The sequence below is a fragment of the Rhodospirillales bacterium genome, from assembly GCA_023898785.1.
Classification (GTDB): domain Bacteria; phylum Pseudomonadota; class Alphaproteobacteria; order Micavibrionales; family Micavibrionaceae; genus TMED27.
The window spans coordinates 2089252-2108577 of the sequence record CP060239.1 but is presented as its reverse complement, the minus strand read 5'-3'; the positions used below and the strand labels follow the sequence as shown (position 1 = coordinate 2108577).

Annotated in this window: 20 protein-coding genes and 1 pseudogene; 14 read left to right on the top strand and 7 right to left on the bottom strand. The window is 48.6% G+C overall.

What is annotated here, in order from left to right; all coding sequences use genetic code 11:
* The first annotated feature begins 15 nt into the window (after nt 1-15).
* The 4 genes from ilvN to H6859_10505 all read left to right on the top strand — a co-directional run bounded on the left by ilvN (nt 16) and on the right by H6859_10505 (nt 3253).
* Nucleotides 16-591 carry an acetolactate synthase small subunit gene (gene ilvN / locus H6859_10520; protein USO06765.1) on the top strand — a complete coding sequence of 192 codons (576 nt, stop codon included), beginning with the start codon at nt 16-18 and terminating at the stop codon, nt 589-591.
* 4 nt (nt 592-595) lie between these two features.
* The gene (locus tag H6859_10515; protein ID USO05541.1) at nt 596-1018 is read left to right on the top strand and encodes a hypothetical protein; all 423 of its coding nucleotides are present in this window, start codon (nt 596-598) and stop codon (nt 1016-1018) included.
* 127 nt (nt 1019-1145) lie between these two features.
* Nucleotides 1146-2165, top strand: a complete 1020-nt coding sequence (gene ilvC, locus H6859_10510) for a ketol-acid reductoisomerase (protein ID USO06764.1) — start codon at nt 1146-1148, stop codon at nt 2163-2165.
* Between the two features lie 194 nt (nt 2166-2359).
* Complete coding sequence (locus H6859_10505) at nt 2360-3253, top strand: DMT family transporter (protein USO05540.1); 894 nt, start codon at nt 2360-2362, stop codon at nt 3251-3253.
* 26 nt (nt 3254-3279) lie between these two features.
* Here the strand turns inward: H6859_10505 and tnpA are convergent, their stop codons facing one another.
* Complete coding sequence (gene tnpA / locus H6859_10500) at nt 3280-3711, bottom strand: IS200/IS605 family transposase (protein ID USO05539.1); 432 nt, start codon at nt 3709-3711, stop codon at nt 3280-3282.
* Nucleotides 3712-3784: 73 nt separating this feature from the next.
* Nucleotides 3785-4258 carry a hypothetical protein gene (locus tag H6859_10495; GenBank protein ID USO05538.1) on the bottom strand — a complete coding sequence of 158 codons (474 nt, stop codon included), beginning with the start codon at nt 4256-4258 and terminating at the stop codon, nt 3785-3787.
* A 131-nt stretch (nt 4259-4389) separates the two neighbouring features.
* On the opposite strand from H6859_10495, the gene H6859_10490 reads away from it, so the two are divergent.
* From H6859_10490 to queF, 6 genes are all read left to right on the top strand, one after another.
* The gene (locus H6859_10490) at nt 4390-4803 is read left to right on the top strand and encodes a flagellar biosynthesis protein FlgC (protein ID USO05537.1); all 414 of its coding nucleotides are present in this window, start codon (nt 4390-4392) and stop codon (nt 4801-4803) included.
* Between the two features lie 57 nt (nt 4804-4860).
* Nucleotides 4861-5703 (top strand): hypothetical protein, encoded by an 843-nt coding sequence (locus H6859_10485; GenBank protein ID USO05536.1) that lies wholly within the window; start codon nt 4861-4863, stop codon nt 5701-5703.
* 317 nt (nt 5704-6020) lie between these two features.
* Nucleotides 6021-6728 carry a 7-cyano-7-deazaguanine synthase QueC gene (gene queC / locus H6859_10480; protein ID USO05535.1) on the top strand — a complete coding sequence of 236 codons (708 nt, stop codon included), beginning with the start codon at nt 6021-6023 and terminating at the stop codon, nt 6726-6728.
* On the top strand, nt 6728-7084 hold the full coding sequence (gene queD, locus H6859_10475; GenBank protein ID USO05534.1) for a 6-carboxytetrahydropterin synthase QueD: 357 nt from the start codon (nt 6728-6730) through the stop codon (nt 7082-7084). The genes queC and queD overlap by 1 nt, the downstream gene beginning before the upstream one ends.
* A gap of 103 nt (nt 7085-7187) precedes the next feature.
* Nucleotides 7188-7892, top strand: coding sequence for a 7-carboxy-7-deazaguanine synthase QueE (gene queE / locus H6859_10470; protein ID USO05533.1), 705 nt, complete (start codon nt 7188-7190; stop codon nt 7890-7892).
* A gap of 3 nt (nt 7893-7895) precedes the next feature.
* Nucleotides 7896-8363: an NADPH-dependent 7-cyano-7-deazaguanine reductase QueF gene (gene queF / locus H6859_10465; GenBank protein ID USO05532.1), complete on the top strand. Its 468-nt coding sequence runs from the start codon at nt 7896-7898 to the stop codon at nt 8361-8363.
* Between the two features lie 3 nt (nt 8364-8366).
* Here the strand turns inward: queF and H6859_10460 are convergent, their stop codons facing one another.
* The 4 genes from H6859_10460 to H6859_10445 form a co-directional block, all read right to left on the bottom strand.
* Nucleotides 8367-8546, bottom strand: coding sequence for a hypothetical protein (locus H6859_10460; GenBank protein USO05531.1), 180 nt, complete (start codon nt 8544-8546; stop codon nt 8367-8369).
* Between the two features lie 181 nt (nt 8547-8727).
* Complete coding sequence (locus tag H6859_10455) at nt 8728-9081, bottom strand: helix-turn-helix transcriptional regulator (protein ID USO05530.1); 354 nt, start codon at nt 9079-9081, stop codon at nt 8728-8730.
* 252 nt (nt 9082-9333) lie between these two features.
* Nucleotides 9334-12933, bottom strand: coding sequence for a translocation/assembly module TamB domain-containing protein (locus H6859_10450; GenBank protein ID USO05529.1), 3600 nt, complete (start codon nt 12931-12933; stop codon nt 9334-9336).
* Entirely contained in the window at nt 12934-14652 is a 1719-nt protein-coding gene (locus H6859_10445; GenBank protein USO05528.1) for a BamA/TamA family outer membrane protein, read from the bottom strand.
* Between the two features lie 118 nt (nt 14653-14770).
* Here H6859_10445 and H6859_10440 point away from each other — a divergent pair, with 118 nt between their 5' ends.
* Both H6859_10440 and H6859_10435 read left to right on the top strand, forming a co-directional pair.
* On the top strand, nt 14771-15556 hold the full coding sequence (locus H6859_10440) for an ion transporter (protein ID USO05527.1): 786 nt from the start codon (nt 14771-14773) through the stop codon (nt 15554-15556).
* A gap of 60 nt (nt 15557-15616) precedes the next feature.
* Complete coding sequence (locus H6859_10435; GenBank protein ID USO05526.1) at nt 15617-16096, top strand: CBS domain-containing protein; 480 nt, start codon at nt 15617-15619, stop codon at nt 16094-16096.
* A 129-nt stretch (nt 16097-16225) separates the two neighbouring features.
* Here the strand turns inward: H6859_10435 and H6859_10430 are convergent.
* Nucleotides 16226-16980 (bottom strand): IS5 family transposase gene (locus H6859_10430; protein USO05525.1). Its coding sequence is split into 2 segments (ribosomal slippage): nt 16226-16647 and nt 16647-16980, totalling 756 coding nucleotides; the frame shifts between segments, so codons are not numbered across the junction.
* Nucleotides 16981-17090: 110 nt separating this feature from the next.
* Between H6859_10430 and H6859_10425 the strand changes: the two are divergent.
* A pseudogene (locus tag H6859_10425) lies at nt 17091-17962 on the top strand (IS5 family transposase).
* Between the two features lie 146 nt (nt 17963-18108).
* Nucleotides 18109-19290: an ATP-binding protein gene (locus H6859_10420; protein ID USO05524.1), complete on the top strand. Its 1182-nt coding sequence runs from the start codon at nt 18109-18111 to the stop codon at nt 19288-19290.
* Nucleotides 19291-19326: the final 36 nt, after the last annotated feature.

The window sequence follows — 19326 nt, the reverse complement described above, 5'->3', positions numbered from 1 at the left end:
GACATCAAGATTATGATCCAGGCAATCAAAAAGAAAAACCGCAATTCAAAATCCGTTTATGCGCCAAATCCGTTGCAGCAGGAAGAAGAAAGCCATACGCTGGCGATTGTCGTAGAAAACGAACCGGGCGTTTTAGCCCGCGTCATTGGCCGCTTTACCGGCCGCGGCTATAATATCGACAGCTTGACCGTCGCCGAAACCGATCACGAGGAAAACACCTCGCGTATCACCATCGTCTGCTCAGGCACGCCAGCGGTTATCGAACAAATCAAGGCCCAGCTCCGGCAGATCGTACCCGTCAAGCGTGTGCGCGACCTCACCACATTCGGCCCGCATATAGAGCGCGAACTAGCGCTCATCAAAGTTGCCGGCACCGGAGAAAAACGCATCGAAGCCTTAAGGCTTGCCGATGTTTTCCGCGCTCAACCGCTCGATTCCACGCTGGAATCTTTCGTCTTTGAACTCACTGGCACAACAGAAAAAGTCAACGCCTTCATTGACTTAATGAAGCCTTTAGGCCTCGTCGATGTCAGCCGCACGGGCATTGCCGCCATTTCCCGCGGCTCTACCACCCATGATGATAAGGATTAACGCCATGAAAAATTTGCCCCTCGCACTGCTTGCTGGATCAACCCTGCTATTAACAGGCTGCATCGACCGTGAAACAGCAGATACAAAGCTGGTCAAAGGCTGCAAAGCCGGTATCGAAGTGTTTCTTTACGAGGGCGATAGAATTGAAAAAATCGTCTCGCAAACTCTGCGCCAACCCACAGGTCTGGGCAGCGGCTATCGCGAAGTCACGTTGAATGCAACCATAACCGATGGCTTTCACCCGCATGATGAACGCTATACTTGCATGTTTATGGAAGAATTCGGCCCCTTTAAAATGTCGTACCGTGCCAGCATTTATAACATTGATCTGGACGGTCGCATCATCGGCCAAAAAGGCTATGAAATTCAGGGCGACCTTAAAGAGATGCAAAAACTAACCGGCGCAGTCGATGCAGCGCTGAAATAACAACAAATAATAGCTTGATTTAGCCGTCCAAAGGCTGTTTTATGCGGTTCACAAATATAGAATTTAAAAAAGGTTCACGATTATGACACAAGCAGCGGCGCAAACGACGCCTGAAAACACGACCGGCCTGAATGTTTACTATGATAAAGACTGTGATCTCGAACTGATCAAAGCCAAGAAAGTCGCCATCATCGGCTATGGCTCACAAGGCCATGCCCACGCGCAAAACATTAAAGACAGCGGCGTTAAAACCGTGATCATCGGTCTGCGTGAAGGCTCCGCATCCACCGCCAAAGCACAAGGTGCAGGCTTCACCGTCATACCCCCGGCCAAAGCCGCAGCCGAAGCTGATGTCGTCATGATCCTCGCCCCGGACGAGCACCAGGCCGACCTGTACCGCGACGACATCGAACCCAACCTCAAACAAGGCGCAGCCCTGATGTTTGCCCACGGCCTGAACATCCATTTCGGCCTGATCAAACCGCGCGCCGACCTTGACGTCATTATGGTCGCTCCGAAAGGCCCCGGCCACACTGTCCGCGGCGAATATCAAAAAGGCGGTGGTGTGCCGTGCCTGATCGCCGTAGCGCAAAACGCTTCCGGCACAGCCAAAGACCTCGCCCTGTCATACGCCAGCGCCGTTGGCGGTGGCCGCTCCGGCATCATCGAAACAACGTTTAAAGACGAATGCGAAACCGACCTGTTTGGTGAACAAGCCGTGCTATGCGGCGGTCTGGAAGAGCTGATCAAAGCCGGCTACGAAACATTGGTCGAAGCAGGCTACCCGCCCGAAATGGCCTATTTCGAATGCCTGCACGAAACCAAGCTGATCGTCGATCTGATCTATGAAGCCGGAATCAGCAACATGAACTATTCCGTCTCCAACACCGCCGAATATGGCGGCTACGTTTCCGGCCCGCGTGTGATTACGCCCGAAACCAAAGCCGAAATGAAACGCATCCTCGAAGACATCCAGTCTGGCAAATTCGTCGAAGGCTTCATGGGCGGCAACAAGGAAGGCCTGTCCAAACTTGTTGAAATGCGCGAAAAAAATGCCGCCCATCCGATCGAGGAAACCGGCGCCAAGCTTCGCGCCATGATGCCCTGGATCGGCAAAAACAAACTGGTTGATAAGGCCAAAAACTGACGGTTTGCTTGGCAAGCGCAGCGCGCTGTAGCCAAACCGTCATCCCGTTGGTGAGACCGCAGGTCGAACATAAACAAACGGGATCTTATACAAAAAAACAAAAGATTCCGGCATCCATCGGAATGACAGTGTAAAAAAATTTAAAGGGGTGCGATATTTTCGCGGCCCTTTTTTTGATGAAAAGCACACGCACAATGAATGACGCAAAACCAACCAAGACCAAAATCCCGCCTCATCAGGATAAAATCCTGCACGGCGTCGCTTTCGCCTGCACGGCCTTTTTCTGCTTCACGGTCATGAGCGCAATGAATAAGCTGCTCACCGGCCAGCACCACGTCATGGAGATCGTCTTTTATCGGAACCTGCTGGCAATCATACCGTGCTGCGCCTATATTGTAATAACGCACAAATACCACCTGCTCAAAACCGGCCAGCCTTTCACACTAGCGCTGCGCGTAACAATCGGCACCATTGGACTCTACCTGACCTTCGCCGCCGTGCAGGAATTACCGATGGCCAACGCCACAGTGCTGTTTTTCATGTCCACACTGCTTATTCCCGTACTCGCCCATTTCTTCCTCAAAGAATATATCGGCATCCACCGCTGGATCGCTGTCGCCATTGGCTTGACAGGCGTGATAATCGTCGCCCAGCCTTCACCCAATGTCACGGCCATTGGCGTTACCATGGCTCTAGGTGCAGCCACTTGCCACGGCTGCATGCAGGTCCTACTACGCGCCCTCAAAAGCCAAAACGCCTTCACAATAACCTTTTATTTCTTCGTCGGCGGCGTGATTGTACCGGGCCTGTTCATGCCCTGGGTGGCGACTACACCCACCCCAGAATCCGCATTTGTTATGCTCGGCATAGGCATCAGCGGCGGCCTCGGCCAACTGTTCCTCACACTGGCTTTCCAGCGTGCGCCAGCCTCATTGCTCGGGCCCTTTAACTATACAGGCCTCATCTGGGCCACAGGCTTTGATATATGGATCTGGCACATCGCCCCAGGCTGGCCGGTCTTCATCGGCACCGCCATCATCATCGCCTCCAACCTCTATATCCTTCACCGGGAACACAAAAAACTGTGAAACTCCACGGGCCAAGGCCCGTGGTATCACTTTAGTTCAAGCTGCGCTTGTCCAGTATCTTCTTCTCCCTGGTTTTGAATATAGCGCTTAATAACACTCTCACCGATGCCCACTGTGCTGACAAAATAACCGTCGGACCATATGCCATCTGCGCCCCAATATGCTTTGCGCATATACTCAAACCTTTTCTTCATAAGACGGCCTGTGTATGATTTGAACGTTCGCACCACATCACTGACACGCATCTTGGGGGGAATTGATAACAGCAGGTGCACATAATCAACATCGTGATTGATCTCCAACACTTCAACCTCAGGCAACATCTCATGAAAACTCGTTATCAATTCCCGCAGATAGGCAAATGATCCTTCATTGAAAATTTTACGCCGGTACTTGCTGGTCAAAACCAGATGGTATTCGCATTTGTACGCACAGTGGCCTTGCTTCCTTAATCGCATGAAGAAGATACTGGACGCACTCCATCCACGGGGCAAGCCCCTTGGTTTTTACGTGCCTATAAATTAGGAATTCTTACTGTAACTGCAAACCATTAGCATCAAAAACCCCAATCCGCTCAGTATCGCCTTCTATCAAGCCATGAAGCCAGCTTTTATCCTGACGATGAAAAAGAACAAGAATAATACCCGGCGTTGCAAATTTTGTAACACCAAACACCTCATCCATAAAGGCAACAACGCGGCGCTGGTCCTGCGCGCCCAGGTCCAGAAACCCCTGCCCAACTTCAAGTACAGGCACATCATCATCAACATATTGATCAACCACAATATCGGCCCTATAAAAACCATCAACGACCGCGACAACACTACCGCCACGCGAATCAATCCAATCCTGCGGACTCCATTCATCATCAGCCCAGCGTGAATTATGCGGCAATTTAGCTTCTTCCAAGAACGGACGCACAGTATAATCTTGCGGCGCCCCCCAAATAGAATCACGTGCAAAGCCCATCCCGGCATTAACCGATACGCCAAGCAAAAAAAACATAACAAGTTGAAAAACCTTTATAAAACGCATAATTCATCCTTCATATTAAGAGGCATATAAAACGGCAGGAAAACAGCAAAAATGCTGGATTTCAAGACGATTTTAACGTTTTTCATGCTATAATACTAGATATGATTGGACCAATTAACATTGCACTTTCCGGTTTAGCGGCGGCGAATAAACAACTCACCGCCAGCGCGTCCAATATTGCCAATTTGCAAACCACCGGCTCGCTGGAAGAAGGCGAGCAAATGCCCTATACACCTCTGCGCGCGCAGCAAACCGCGCAAACAGATAATGAAGGCAATGGCCAAGGGGTGACCAGCACATTCGTACCCAAAAACGATCCCTTCGTCCCGGCCTATGCCCCGGATTCACCATTTGCCAATAACGAAGGCCTCATCGGTATGCCTAATGTTGATCTGGCCGAAGAAGCAGTCAATCTCAATCTGGCAAAGATTCAATACAAAGCCAACATCAAAACCATTGAAGCCGCCTCCGAGCTCAGTGAAGAACTCTTCCGCCTCTTTGATGACAAAGCCTAGGGTCAAGACCTGTAAATCAAGCTTGTAACATCCCCGGGCATCATCAATACTCATAGCATGAAATTTGTGTATTTCGGTTATGATTTTATGCTGCCTGCCATCCAAAGAGCCTTGGATGAAGGTCACGAACTCACCGGTATTTTCAGCTTCGAATGCGACAATATTTTCAATTTTAATCGGCAATGCCAGGCCCTCGCTCAGAAACGAAACGTTCCGTTCATTATCTCAAAAGCCGAAGATTTCCACCTCAATCCCTTTCTTGATAAAGGCGTCGAGCTTTTCTTTGCCGCTGGCTACCCCTACAAAATCCCGCCCATCGATCCGGCCCGCGCCTACGCTGTAAACCTGCATCCAACATATTTGCCCAAAGCCCGTGGCCTTATGCCCATCCCGCGCATCATCCTGGAAAACATGATCGATGCCGCCGGACTGACCGCCCATAAAATGACGCAAGACTTTGATGCCGGTGATATTCTCTTACAAGAAAAGGTCAATCTTTCCCCAAATGAAAGCGTCGAAACCTACAGCGCCAAAATCGCCCTGCGCGCACCTGAACTGGTAAGTAATCTTTTCACAAACCTACCTGAATTGTGGAATAACGCCTCTGTACAGGATGAAAACAAAGCAACCACAATAAAGCCCCCTAGCGATCATGATCGCCTTCTGAACTGGAACGAAAGTATTGAAAACATCGCGCGCACCGCCCGCGCCTTCGGTAACTTCGGCAGTCTTGCCAGCTTTGATGAGCAGCTCTGGGTGGTTTACAATCTGGATGTCTGGAAAGAAGATCACGCATTGCCGCCCGGCACTATTGCCGCACGCCTCAGCCGCGAAACGCTTGTTGCCGCACAAAACGGCTTTGTCTGCCTGAAAGATTATCAGCCTGCACGTATAGAATAGATTTAGGAATTCATCCAAAGCCAGAATAAAGGAATCCAGATCAAAGACAGCGTCAACGTCCCCTTGATAGTCTGATAGACGATCCAAAGCCAAAAAACCTGCTTGCCAGGTTTTTTTAAAAAAGAAAAAACGCTTCTACGTTTTTCACTATCAACAACTACATTCATAAAAAAGGACTTTAAAGCTTTATAGAAATTTATCAATAAGCATCAACAAAATTTCCAGGCTTTCTCTTCCCTTTTCCAGATTGAAGTGCTATAAGCCGCCCACCGGTCGAAGATTTCCTACCCGGTTAAACAAAACAAGGACTTAATAATATGAAAACAGCCGTAATCTGCTCCGGCGGGCTCGATTCCATCACTTTGGCTTATAAAACGGCTAAACAGCGTACCCTCACCCGTTTAATTTCGTTCGATTACGGCCAGCGCCATAAAAAAGAACTGAAATGCGCCGCGCATCACGCGCGTGCTCTGGGTGTGCCTCATCACATCATCGACATTTCCGCTGTCGGCGCTGCGCTTACCGGATCAGCCCTGACCGACGATGTTACCGTTCCTGACGGACATTATGCGGAAAACTCAATGAAGATCACCATTGTCCCCAACCGCAATGCCATCATGCTCACCATCGCCTATGGCATCGCCTCGGCAAACAAGGATGACGCCGTTGCCACCGCCGTGCATGGCGGCGATCATTTCATCTATCCTGATTGCCGCCCCAGCTTTATCAAAGCCTTCGCCGCCATGCAAAATGAAGCTCTTGCAGGAGTCTCAAACATTGAACTTTACACACCTTTTCTTGACAAAACCAAAGCCGATATTGTCGCCGAAGGTACACGGCTCGGCGTTCCGTTTATCGAAACATGGTCTTGTTATAAAGGCGGAAAAATTCACTGTGGCCGCTGCGGAACTTGCGTTGAGCGCCAGGAGGCTTTTAACATCGCGGGCATTAATGACCCTACAGGATATGAAGACCCGGATTTTTGGATCGAAACGTGTCGCATCAAAAAAGAAAGTGGCGCCTGATGTACACAATATCAAAAGAATACCACTTCTCCGCCTCTCATATTTTACACGGTCTTGCAGATGATCACCCTTGCGCACGTTTGCACGGACACAACTATGTTGTCGAAGTCGAATTACAAAGTGAGAAGTTGAATTCCACCGGATTTGTCCATGATTACCGCGAACTTGATGCACTCAAAAAATACATCGATGAAGAAATCGACCACCGCCACCTCAACGACGTGCTGAGTGAAAACAACACCACCGCCGAAAGGATCGCTAAACATTTCTATGACTGGTGCAAAGATAAATGGCCGGAAGTCTCCGCCGTGCGCGTAAAGGAAACCCCAAAAACCAGCGCGGAATACCGCTCATGAAAAACTATTTAACCGTCATTGCGAGCGCCAGCGAAGCAATCCAACTCCGTAGATGGATTGCCGCATCGGCTTTCAGCCTCCTCGCAATAACAGAGTAAGAACAATGAACGAAAACATTAGAATAAGCGAAATTTTCGGCCCGACAATCCAGGGCGAAGGCGCGCTTATTGGTCAGCCAACCGTCTTTGTGCGCACCGGCGGTTGCGATTACCGCTGCACATGGTGCGACACGCTTCACGCAGTTGACAGCGTTTATCGCCATGACTGGAAGCCCATGAACGCCAAAGAGATCATGAATGAAATTACACGTCTGAGCGAAGACCAGCCTATGATGGTCACGCTCTCTGGTGGTAACCCGGCCATCCAGCCACTCGACCCACTCATCACTCTCGGCCATGAACAAGGCTACCGCTTTGCCATGGAAACCCAAGGAACAATCGCCCAGAACTGGTTCACCGATCTCGACGTCCTGACCCTATCCCCCAAACCCCCCTCCAGCGGCCATGACACCAACTGGGACAAGTTTGATGAATGCCTGAAAGCTGCCAGCAATAAACCGCAAATCGCTCTCAAAATAGTCATTTTTGATGAAATTGATTACGCCTACGCTAAAGAGGCTGCCGCACACTATCCCGATTTACCGCTTTACCTTCAACCCGGAAATCACAAAACCGAAGGCCCCGCCGACCTGCCAGGCCTGAACGCCCGCCTTGAATGGCTGGCTGAAAAAGTCACGAATGATAATACCAACGCGCACGTCCTGCCCCAACTGCATGTCATGCTCTGGGGCAATAAACGAGGAGTTTAAACCATGACCGATAAAACTATTTACCAAAACCTCACTCAACTCGGTGGTGAAAGCAAAATCCCCGTCAGCCCCGATAAAGCAGTGCTTGAGCGCGTTCCCAACCCGCACAAAGACGTTGGCTATGCCGTGCGTTTCACAGCGCCCGAATTCACATCGATCTGCCCACTCACCGGTCAGCCCGACTTTGCCCATCTCGTGCTCGATTACGTGCCAGGCGACTGGCTGGTCGAGAGCAAATCCCTCAAACTGTTCCTAACATCTTACCGCAATCACGGTGATTTCCATGAGGCCTGCACGATCTCAATTGCCAAACGCCTCCAGGAAACAACACAAGCAAAATGGCTGCGCCTCGGTGGTTATTGGTACCCACGCGGAGGCATCCCGATTGATATTTTCTATCAGACCGGTGAAGAGCCAAAAGATATCTGGATTCCCGCCCAGGATGTACCGAATTACCGTGGCCGAGGTTAAAAACTACCGATTATAGGGCATCAGCGACAAAAAACGCTTAAGCATGCAATTCCCGGTTAACCCCGCAAATAGATAAGCTTTGGGAACCTGAATAGAGGCAAAGACAGCTTCTATCTGCTCCAGAACATCGCGCTCTTTGATCCACAGCTTCTTTTTATGGTTCTCTGGGTCTCTAACAATCAAATAGACGATTTGCCCTTTTTAAGGTCACAGGTGACTTGTCGGCCTGATACAGCGCATTTAATCAACCCTCGGAATAGATAGGGGTAGCTTCAGGTTTTTAATCTGGGCATCAAGCGAATGTCCATCCCGTTGCTCTTTGCTTGATATTCTTGCGAGTATTACAGCTTTCATTTTTATGCCCTCATTTTTTCAATATCGCAAAAATCATCATACCCAACGCAGCTAAGCTTAAAGCCGCAACGACCTTATCGGTATTCGTGATTACATGCGGGTGAACCATAACCCCATCAGCTTTAATTCTTTTGGAAGCATAATCCGCATCTTCAACAATTTTATGGGGCTCGGTTTTTATTATTTCGCTGAACCTAACAAGATATTCTAACGATAGACCTGATTGTCCTCGCTCAATTCGTGACCAAGCAGATTGCGTAAGCCCTAAAGCCTCTGCAATATCCCCCTGATCATAGCCAGCTTCTTTCCTATGGTGCTCAAGAATGCGGCCTATTATCGCAGGATATGAAGTTTCTGGTTGCATTATTTCTCATTTATGCGTATTTTGAATATATACTTTAAAATACAACAGGTAAGGCCAAACGTCAAATGATAAATCAATATAACTTTCAAGTAGGTGATGTGGTCTATGTTCCATTATATGGAATTTTCAGACATTACGGGGTGGTGGTAGAAGCAGGTGAGCCTGCGCTCGACGATGATTTTCTGCGCGGCAAAAAAATAACGCGTTTCGACAATTGCCGCAAAAACGTTTTCGGCACGCACCCACATATCCCTAATAATCTTTCTTCCAGTTTACACCCACGCTACTCTCGTTGGTAGAATTTGTCTTGGTTTCCACTTCAATATCGTCTGTGACTTCAATTTCTGCCCGTACAGCTGAACTGCCCGGTGTCGTGCCCTGATCGACCCCAATATAGACCCTGTCGTTGACGTATTTGCCGATAGATAGTGTTGCACCTTTCTCATCATCCATGCCGACACTGAGCGTATCTATACCAATAGCGCGGCGAATATCATTCAGCGGATCAAAAGATGCTTCCTGCCGTCCGGAGAGATAAGCCATAAGCTGCGCGATGCGTAAGGCTTGCACAGGCGAAAGCTGACTGACCGACTTGCCGAACAGGGTTTTGGCCAGAATTTCATCTTCCGGCAGAGGCGGTTCGGATTGGAGACCGATTTCAGGGGCTTTGGTCTCACCTGTTATTTTGAGAATGGCGTCCATATCGCGCCCCTTGATCGTACCCGATACATCTATGTCAGGGTTAGCCGGATCATCCCCGGCAAAACGTACATTGCCCTTTGAAAGCTGCACAGGCGTATCAAGAAGCTGAAACCTGCCGCGCACCAGAGACAGGCCACCTTTAATCTCCAGCTCCTTGGCTGTGCCCGTGACATTCAGCTTACCGCTCCATTCCGTTTCAAGATCAGGGCCGCGCACATAGACGTTATTATTCGCTTCAATGCCAATATTTAGCATTACATCCGGACCATTTTGTTTCTCCTGAGTGTTTGCACCTTCATCCCCATTGCCGTTTTCTTCAATGATCGTAAAGCTACTGAGTGAACTGGTGCTGACCAGTTGTGAGATATAATATTCCGCCTGATTGATCATAACCTGCCCCTTAACCTCGGCCTTGTCCATATCCCCGGCCGTTTTAAGCTGACCGCTTGCGGTGACACCCATGCGATCGGTGTTCACAAGCTGCAAGGTTTTTGTTTCCAGCGCAAACTGATATTGCGGGTCGCGGATATTCCTGAAATCAATATGGCCGCTGCCGGTGAATATCCCGCCATTGGTATCACGGCCTTCAAGATTTTTAAGGCTCAAACGGTTTTCGCTCGCTGTAACTTCACCTGTAATGTCTTTAAATCGTGTGCCGAGCAATAAATTCTCATACGTTCCGTTTCGCAAATTTCCCTTGCCCGTAATAGCTGGTTTATTGAGAGTTCCAGATAATGATACATCAAGTGTGCTGCGTCCTGTAATGCTGTGCTCATCAAGACCAAGCAACAAAGATAAAGCCTTGAGATCAACACTCGCATTTACATTGCCGCTGACTGGCTTATCAAAAGGAATAACCAACGGCGAAATTGTCAGGGGCAGAGTAACTTTGGCTTTGAATTTTAATTCTGCCGGACCGCTGAGATCGGTTTGCGCCGTGATAACATGGTTTTTATAGCTGGCGCTCAGCGTACCGTCCACATAGCGGTTTTCCGCCTCATCAATGCCGGGAATGGCAATGCGTTTTAAATCAAACTGCGCTTTTCCTACAGGGCTAGCATAGGGGCCGAACAGGCTTATATCTCCGGCAAAGCGTCCATCAAAAACAAAAGGAAAAACATTGAGATTGGCAGGCAGATTATTCGCTTTGAGCGTGACCGAAAATTCCTTCGCGCTAAATTTTCCGAAAGCACCTAACATACCGTCATTGAGGCCAAAAGCAAGATTATCAACCTCTGCGCCGCCTTCCTTAAAAGTAAGGATAGCAGGGTTTTTCAAGGCCAAACGGTTGGGCCCGTAATCACCGGAAAATTTAGAGAGTTTAACAACTGTATTTTGCTGATTATCAATTGCCCCTTCATATTTGAAGGTAAACGGATATGCCCCTTCGCCACGCCAATCTCCTGTATAAGACAGGCTTTCAGACTGGCCGGAAAGTTTGGCCGAAAATGTATTGTTATTATCCGGCTTCAACGTCAGTGCAGCCTGCACTTTTTCTTGATCTAGATTGTATGTGGCATTCCCATTTAGTTTACCTAAATCGCCCGTGATCGTAATGGGATCAAAAACAAGATCACCGCCTTTGATATTCAAAACCATTTTGATGTCATGCTCGAAATAGTTCATGGCCATGTTAAGCCTGGTTTGACTATCACCAATCGTGCCTGAAAAATTCAGCGCCTTAAGCTTTGCCCCTTTTAAAACCCCGTTCTTGATTCCAAGCTTATCCGTATAAGACAGATCAGCCTTCGCGCTCGGCGTTATACCCAAAGCCTCATTCACATCAGGCCATACGGTCTTGAAATTCTGCGTTGTAATTTGCACAGGGGCTTTCAAATCAAGCGGCTCTACGCTGCCGCTGATTTGCGCTTGAATGGTGCTTGAGCCTGTAAAATCGGATGAAAGCCAACTTAGATCGGCAACATCAGTTTTTGTCGCCAGTTTGGTCTGATTGCTTTCCAAATCAACAATGCCGGTTGCTGTAAGATTAAAGCGATCTGTTTTAATCCGGCTGGCCGTAATGTCAATCTGATCGCCTTTTATGCGCCCTTGCGCCTCAAAAACTGCGCCCGTTAAAAGGTCAATATTTTCAACTGTTTCCAGATCAACAACATTTTGGGTGTTGCCGGTGCAAGAGAGATTTACAGTTCCATGTCCTGCTCCAAAAAACGTCTTTTCAGGTTTTGCCTGTCCTCTTAGAGATAAACCGCGCAATGCATAATCTTCTTCCTCAAAATCGCCACTGAAAACAAAATCCAGCTTTTCGGTCTTATGATCAAATGTTAGGGTTGCATCACCATCGGCTTTATACCCTTCATATTGAGTTTTGCCCGCCAAAGTCAGGACAGGCTGCTTTGCTTTCAGATTCAAAACCACTTGTCCTTCGGTTTTAAACGCTTCGCCGGTTGTGGCTTGCAGTTGCCCTTCCCAATTCTCCAGAGAGCCGGCACCTTCAAGTGATACATCAATCAGGGGTAAACCGCTCAGACGAGCCAATAATCCTTGTCCGTTATCCTTGATCGAAGCCTGTAGTTTTAAATCATCTACTTCCGGCGCAAAGGTTATATCAGCCATTAAGTTGGCTGTATTTTTATCCTCCAGCTGCAAACTTATGTGGTTTTTATGCAGTACAGGCGAAAGCAAAAGCGTTCCATCCAGTGCCAACATCTCGCTTTTTCCCGTGATCTCAGGTGCAAGATTTATGTTTTCAATGTTTAAACTTTCAATATGCAGATCGGGAATATCAGGAAATGCATTTGTAGCTTTACCTTCTTCGCCTTCGGGGAGAAGACGGCTCAATGAAGCCTCTTTAACACCAATACGATTAATATGCAGGTTACCGGCCAGCAAATGCTCGGCCACAAAATCAATCTCAACATTTTTAAGCGTCGCAAATGCGCCGCCTTGATCTTTAAGGGCAATACTGGAAACAGCCACATGGCGGCTGTTGAGCGTTTGAATACCATTAATCTCGACGGTCAAGTCCTCAGAACTTGCCAAGGCACTTATCTGACCGGCAATCCAGTTGCGGCCGCTCTCGCTGCCACCCAGCCATGAAAGCCCCAAGGCTCCGGCTAGAATAACAAGAGTAGCTAATAGCAGGGTTGTCCCTGCGGCCCATATCAGAAATTTTAAAGCGGCTCTTTTCATCTAAAACGCCTGTCCTATGCTGATATAAAACTGAAACTCATTGTCCACGTCGCGCTTATCCAGCGGCACGGCCAGATCAAAGCGCAACGGGCCAATGGGCGTGTGATAACGCACGCCACCGCCTGCGCTCCAGAAAAAATCGGCATCACTGTTAAATTCCATATCCTCGCTTACGCGCCCGCCTTCAATGAACCCAATAAGCTCTATATCTTCTGTTACCTTGACCCGGCCTTCCGTCCCTACTTCAAAGGCCATGCGCCCGCCCGTGGGGTCGTTTTCGGCATCGAGCGGCCCCAAAAGCTGATACCCATAACCGCGCACCGAACCGCCGCCACCCGCATAGAGCCTTTTATCTGCGGGAACATCTTCCAAACGCTGACCATGAATAACGGCAGCACGCGCCCGATTGGCCCAGACAAAATTTTCACCCAGCGGTAAATAGTGGCTGGCGCCTGTGCTAGTGACCACAAAACTGTTTTGCTCATTTAAAACCTGATACGGCGTTATCCCAACGTTAAAACGCAAACCTTCCCGTGGATCGAGTGCATCATTGGTATTATCATACCGGTAGGTGAGCGGCACAGAGACCATTGTGAAGCTTTCCTTATCCTCGCCACCTTCCTCAATGCGGTTTTGTTCAATTGTAAAACCACCGGAAATGGCCGATGTACCGGAGTATTTATAATTTAGCGTCGTGCCGTAGGTTGCAGTATCTTTGTCAAAGGCTTCAAGAAGCTCGCGTTTAAACACAACTGAATTTTGCCAACCCAGCTTTTCATTGCCCCAAAGGTCAGGCTTGTTCAAATTAGCACTCAAGCCGTAAGTCTGCGTCCCGCCTTCCAGTTTGACCCTGAATTTCTCCGCTCCGCCAAAGAGATTACGGTGCTCCCAAAATACATTTCCCACCAGCTCCAGCGTTGTTGAATAGGCCACGCCTGCGCCAACACTTCGATGCTTGCCCTCCTTCACAGCTAACGTAACTGGTAATGCGTTTCCTCTCGTGACCTCACCATATTGCACTTCGGTATTTGAAATCACGCCGCTACGGTTGAGTTTTTTGCGGGTGCGGGCGATTTTCTCAATGTTAAAAACCTCGCCTTCATTCCACGCAATCCGCCGCCGTACAAATGGCTCTTCCAGCCTTTTAAAACCTGTAATATCGGTGGCACCAAAAACGGCCTTGGGGCCGGGGACAATGGACAGGCGAACAGAAACGCTCTGCTTGTTGTGATGTACGCGTAGTTCTTTGCCTTTGGATTGCGGTTCGTAATAGCCGTTTTGCATGAGTGCATTAAAAAGCTGCTGCTCTGCATCCAGCAAGGTTTCCGGTAAAGCCGTTTGGTTTAAAGGAAACGCCAAGGAAGAAATAGCTTCAACATCAGGCTTTTGCTCCCCACCCCATTCAATATCAAAATTTTCAATTGTATATAACGCGCCCTTATCTATGGTGAGCGTCACTTTTTTCTTGCCGCTGTCCTCCGTTATATCCTGCTTCAAGGACGCGCCAAAATAGCCATGCTCCTGCATAACGATTTTAAAGCTTTTGAGATCGGATTTAATGCGCCTGTTTAGTGCCGCCATATTGGCTGGTTTTTTATCCGCCAGTGAAACAAGCAAAGAGCGTTCTTTTAGCCTGGATTCCAGTTTTTCGTCTTCGATGCCGGTAATCGAAAAATTGTAATCGACACCATCCGCCCACGCGGAAGCATATCCTGCCATAAGGAAAAGGCTGCATAAAATAGCGTACGCAATTGCTCTCATGTAACTGGCTTAAAATACTATATTAATTTATAAGTTAATATAGTCTGATTATTAGGAGACATGCAGGATTCTTACAATGGAACACTGGGATTTACACAAAATAAAAGACCGCCACCTGGTCTATAAGCACTTGGTCCCCAGCGCATGGGACAAACCAAAACCCTCGCCAGTAACTCACCTGATCCTTATTTTGATCCTGTTCAGCCTGATTTTATTTACACTGGAAACCGAGCTGTCTTTCCAATCCAAATTCGAAACCACGCTGACGGTGATCAATATGATTGTTGCGGTTTTATTCGGCATTGAATACGGTTTGCGGGTCTGGACATGCGTCGAAAATCCGAAATTTCAGGGGAAATGGGGGCGGCTCAAATTCGCCCTAACACCCCTGGCCCTTATTGATCTAGTTGCCTTCCTGCCTACGCTGATCTTCATTGGCGATACCAGCACCTATTGGTTACGCATTGTTCGTGTTGTGCGTATTTTACGACTGTTAAAGCTGGGGCGTTACTCTAGCTCAATCAAGATGGTTGTCAATTCCATCCGCAAAAGCTGGCGCGAACTTGTTGTGACCTTTTGCGCTTCCTTGTTTTTTCTCTATCTCAGCGCCGTACTTTTATACTTTGTAGAAAGTGATGCCCAGCCGGAGGGCTTTGGCAGCATACCGCGGGCCATCTGGTGGGCTGTGGCCACCTTAACCACGGTTGGCTATGGCGATGTTTATCCAATCACAGCTTTAGGCAAACTTTGCGCAGGCATTATCGCACTCATCGGTGTAGCCATTGTCGCCCTGCCTGCGGGTATCCTTGCGGGAAGCTTTATTGAAGAATTCAAAAATCAACGTGATCGGGGTGAAAGATAGTTTTTCTTGCAATGCTTTCTGATAAAATCATGCCTATAGAATCATGAAAGGGAAAAAACCATGCCAAATAAAACAAAACCGCTACACGAGCTTGTCTCTCAGAATCAGTATTTGAGGGTTTCCCCTAATGATCTGATCCGCAATGTGGCCTGTCAAATGCCGGAACACCACACCAGCGCCGCTGTCGTCCTTGATGAAAAAGAAAAACTCATAGGTATTGTTACTGAACAAGATATTGTCGAAAAAGCCGTTGGCGCTCGCCGTAATGTTGATGAAACGACGGTTGATAAAATTATGACCTCTGATCCTGTTACGATTTCTATTGATGCGCCCTTTACCGAGGCATTACTCCTTATGACAGAAAACAGTTTTCGTACATTGCCCGTAATGGATGGAGACCATGTTGCCGGTATTGTTGATATTCGCGACTTATACGATGCTTTGAGCAAACTTCTTAAAGAAGAGATTAATTTAAGGGATGGGTTGATCTCTTATGCCTGGGGCGATGGATATGGGGCAGTTTATAGCAAAGCCAGCTAGCTTAGACTGAATTTTACTCGGACGGTATGTTGCGGATAACAACGCATTTATATGTGCAGATGGCCTCGAGCACTTCTTCATGCTTTGAGAGATTAAAGACACGTATATGTTTCTTAGGCTCAGGACTCATTAAATCCACCATATGACGATCGCAGCGATGGTGATAGCCGCCATAAAAGTATGTGCGCATCGGTCGTAACGTGTTGATATCCGTCTCCAATCCTTGAGTTTGGCAAACATATTTTCAACTTTGTGGCGCTGCTTATAGAGCATTTCATCATATTCGATTTTCACTTTCCGATTTTTCTTCGGTGGAATACAGGGTTGAATTCCTTTGTCACGCAGAGCATCCCTGAACCAGTCCGCGTCATACCCACGATCAGCCAGCAACACATTGGCTTTCGGTAAAGCATCAAGCAGGTATCGCGCGCCTTTGTAATCACTCATTTGGCCTTTGGACAGGAACAGGGCAACAGGGCGGCCAAGGCCATCACACACAGCATGAAGCTTGGAATTCAGGCCGCCTTTTGTACGTCCGATAGCGCGGGAAACATCCCCTTTTTAAGAAGCGAAGCCGCTGTGTGGTGGGCTTTGAGGTGTGCCGCATCAATTTGCAGTTGATCGGGCGGGCCTTTTTGTGTGGCCAGAGCCGTAAAAATTTTGTCAAAAACACCCAGGCGGCTCCAGCGTATAAAACGGTTATACAGCGTCTTGTGAGGTCCGTATTCGGACGGCGCATCCCGCCATTGCAAACCCCGCTTGAGGACAAAAATAATGCCGCTGACAACCCGCAGATCATCAACGCGCGGCACGCCACGGGATGGCGGAAAATAAGGCTGGATAAGCTTTAGCTGTTCTTCCGATAACCAATATAAATCTCTCATGATGAAATCTCCTCTCATCATTAGTGAATCATGAATTATCAGATTAGGGTCTAAACACACAGGTAATTTTATGATTCAATGGTTTGGTGATTTGAGAAAGGAGCCAAACTATGCGTCATTTTTATCTTTCAGACACCCAATGGGAAGCGATCAAGCCTCACTTGCCGCCAGATAGGGGACGCAAGCCCCGCGTGGATGACCGCCGTGTGATCAGCGGCATCATTCATGTTTTGCAATCGGGTTGCCGCTGGCGTGATGCGCCGTCCGAATACGGTTCTTACACCACCCTTTATAATCGTTATAATCGCTGGTCTGCGCGCGGCATCTGGCAATATCTGTTCCGCGAGATTGTTGGCGCGTTATCGGACGAACGGGACATGGCGGCGATTGACAGCACGCATATCAAAGCGCACAGATCAGCCGGCGGCGGAAAGGGGGGGCGCATGCTCAGGCGATCGGCATAAGCCGTGGCGGACGCAACACCAAGCTGTACGCGATCAGCGATATGAAATGCCGTCCGCTGGCTTTGTACATCACGCAAGGGCAACGCGCCGATATCAAAGGGGCGGTTGCCTTGGCAGGATCATTACCGTCAATAAAATATCTCTTGGCGGATAAAGCGTATGACGCTGGACATTTTCGCGGCTTTTTAATGAACCGGAAGATCGAACCTGTCATTCCCTCCACGGCCACACGCAAAATCAAAATCCCGCACGACGAGAGACGCTGTGAACCTCCACGGGCCAAGGCCCGTGGTATCACTCTAATTCAAGCTGCGCTTGTCCGGACTCGTTGGTCCGGAGGCGCTACATCCATGGGGCAAGCCCCATGGTTTTCTTGCGCGTATAAAAACCGCAATGTCGTGGAACGAATGTTTGGACGCCTCAAAGACTGGCGGCGCGTGGCAACAAGATACGACAAACTCGCCAGAAACTTCTTCGCCGCTCTATGCCTTGCTTCCCTCTTATGTTTCTGGATTTAAGCTGTGAGTCCGGACCCTAATCGATCCTGTTTATAGGTCCTGAGCCTAACTAAAAACTGGACTGAATTATAGGGGGCAGGTCAAGTGGTTTGGTACAAATTGTAAATTGAATTGACAATTTGTACTAATAGCAGTAAATTACCCCTATGAGCTTTATTCCTCGTAACGCAGAGAAAATATTAAAAAAGCTGGCGAAGAGCTATCCGGCTGTCGTTGTGACCGGGCCGCGTCAATCAGGCAAAACAACGCTCACGCAGGCCGTATTTTCTGATAAACCCTATGTGTCTCTGGAAGATCCCGATATGCGCGAATTCGCCGATACAGACCCGCGCGGCTTTCTGGCGCAATATCCCAAAGGCGCCATTCTTGACGAGGTGCAGCGTTGTCCTGATATCTTTTCCTACCTGCAAACCCGTCTGGATGCCGATAAGAAGATGGGGCAGTTTATCCTGACCGGCTCTCAGCAATTTGGACTGATTTCGGGCATATCCCAGAGTTTGGCGGGACGGACGGCCAAAATTTCACTTTTGCCGTTCAGTCTGCAGGAATTACAGCAGGCGGGTAAAGCGCCCAAAAAGCTGGAAGATCTGTTGTTCAAAGGTCTGTATCCACCGATTTATGATCGTAAGCTGGAGGCCGGTATCTGGCACGCGAACTATATCGATACCTATGTCGAGCGGGACGTGCGCCAGCTTATCAATGTCCGTGATTTAAGCACGTTCCAGCGTTTTGTCCGCATGTGCGCTGCCAGAACGGGACAGCTTCTAAACCTGTCCGATCTTGCCGGGGACTGCGGCATTACGCATAACACCGCCAAGGCATGGGTCTCTGTATTGGAGGCCAGTTATATTATTCATCTGCTGCAGCCCCATCATAAGAATTTTAACAAGCGTCTGATTAAATCACCCAAGCTGTATTTTTACGATACAGGCCTTGCAGCCTGGCTTTTAAATATTCAAACGCCCGAACAGCTGGCAACACATTCGGCGCGCGGGCAGCTGTTTGAAACATGGGTTGTATCAGAGCTGATCAAATACCGTTATCATCAGGCTTTGGGATCAAACCTGTATTTCTGGCGCGATCACAAGGGGCATGAGGTTGATGTTTTGATCGAGCAGGCCGATAAACTGATCCCGGTAGAAATAAAATCTGGCCAGACTGTGGCGAGCGATTTCTTTGATGGCTTGAAGAAATTTCAGGATATCGCTGGCAAAGAATCCGGCCAGGGCACTCTGATCTATGGCGGTTCTAGCTCGCAAACACGGGAAGCGTTCAATGTAATCGGCTGGCAGGATATCGGGGCTGTAGAGAAGGCTCTGAAAGCATAACCCCAATTCCAAGGGACACTGGTGGGACAGTTGGCG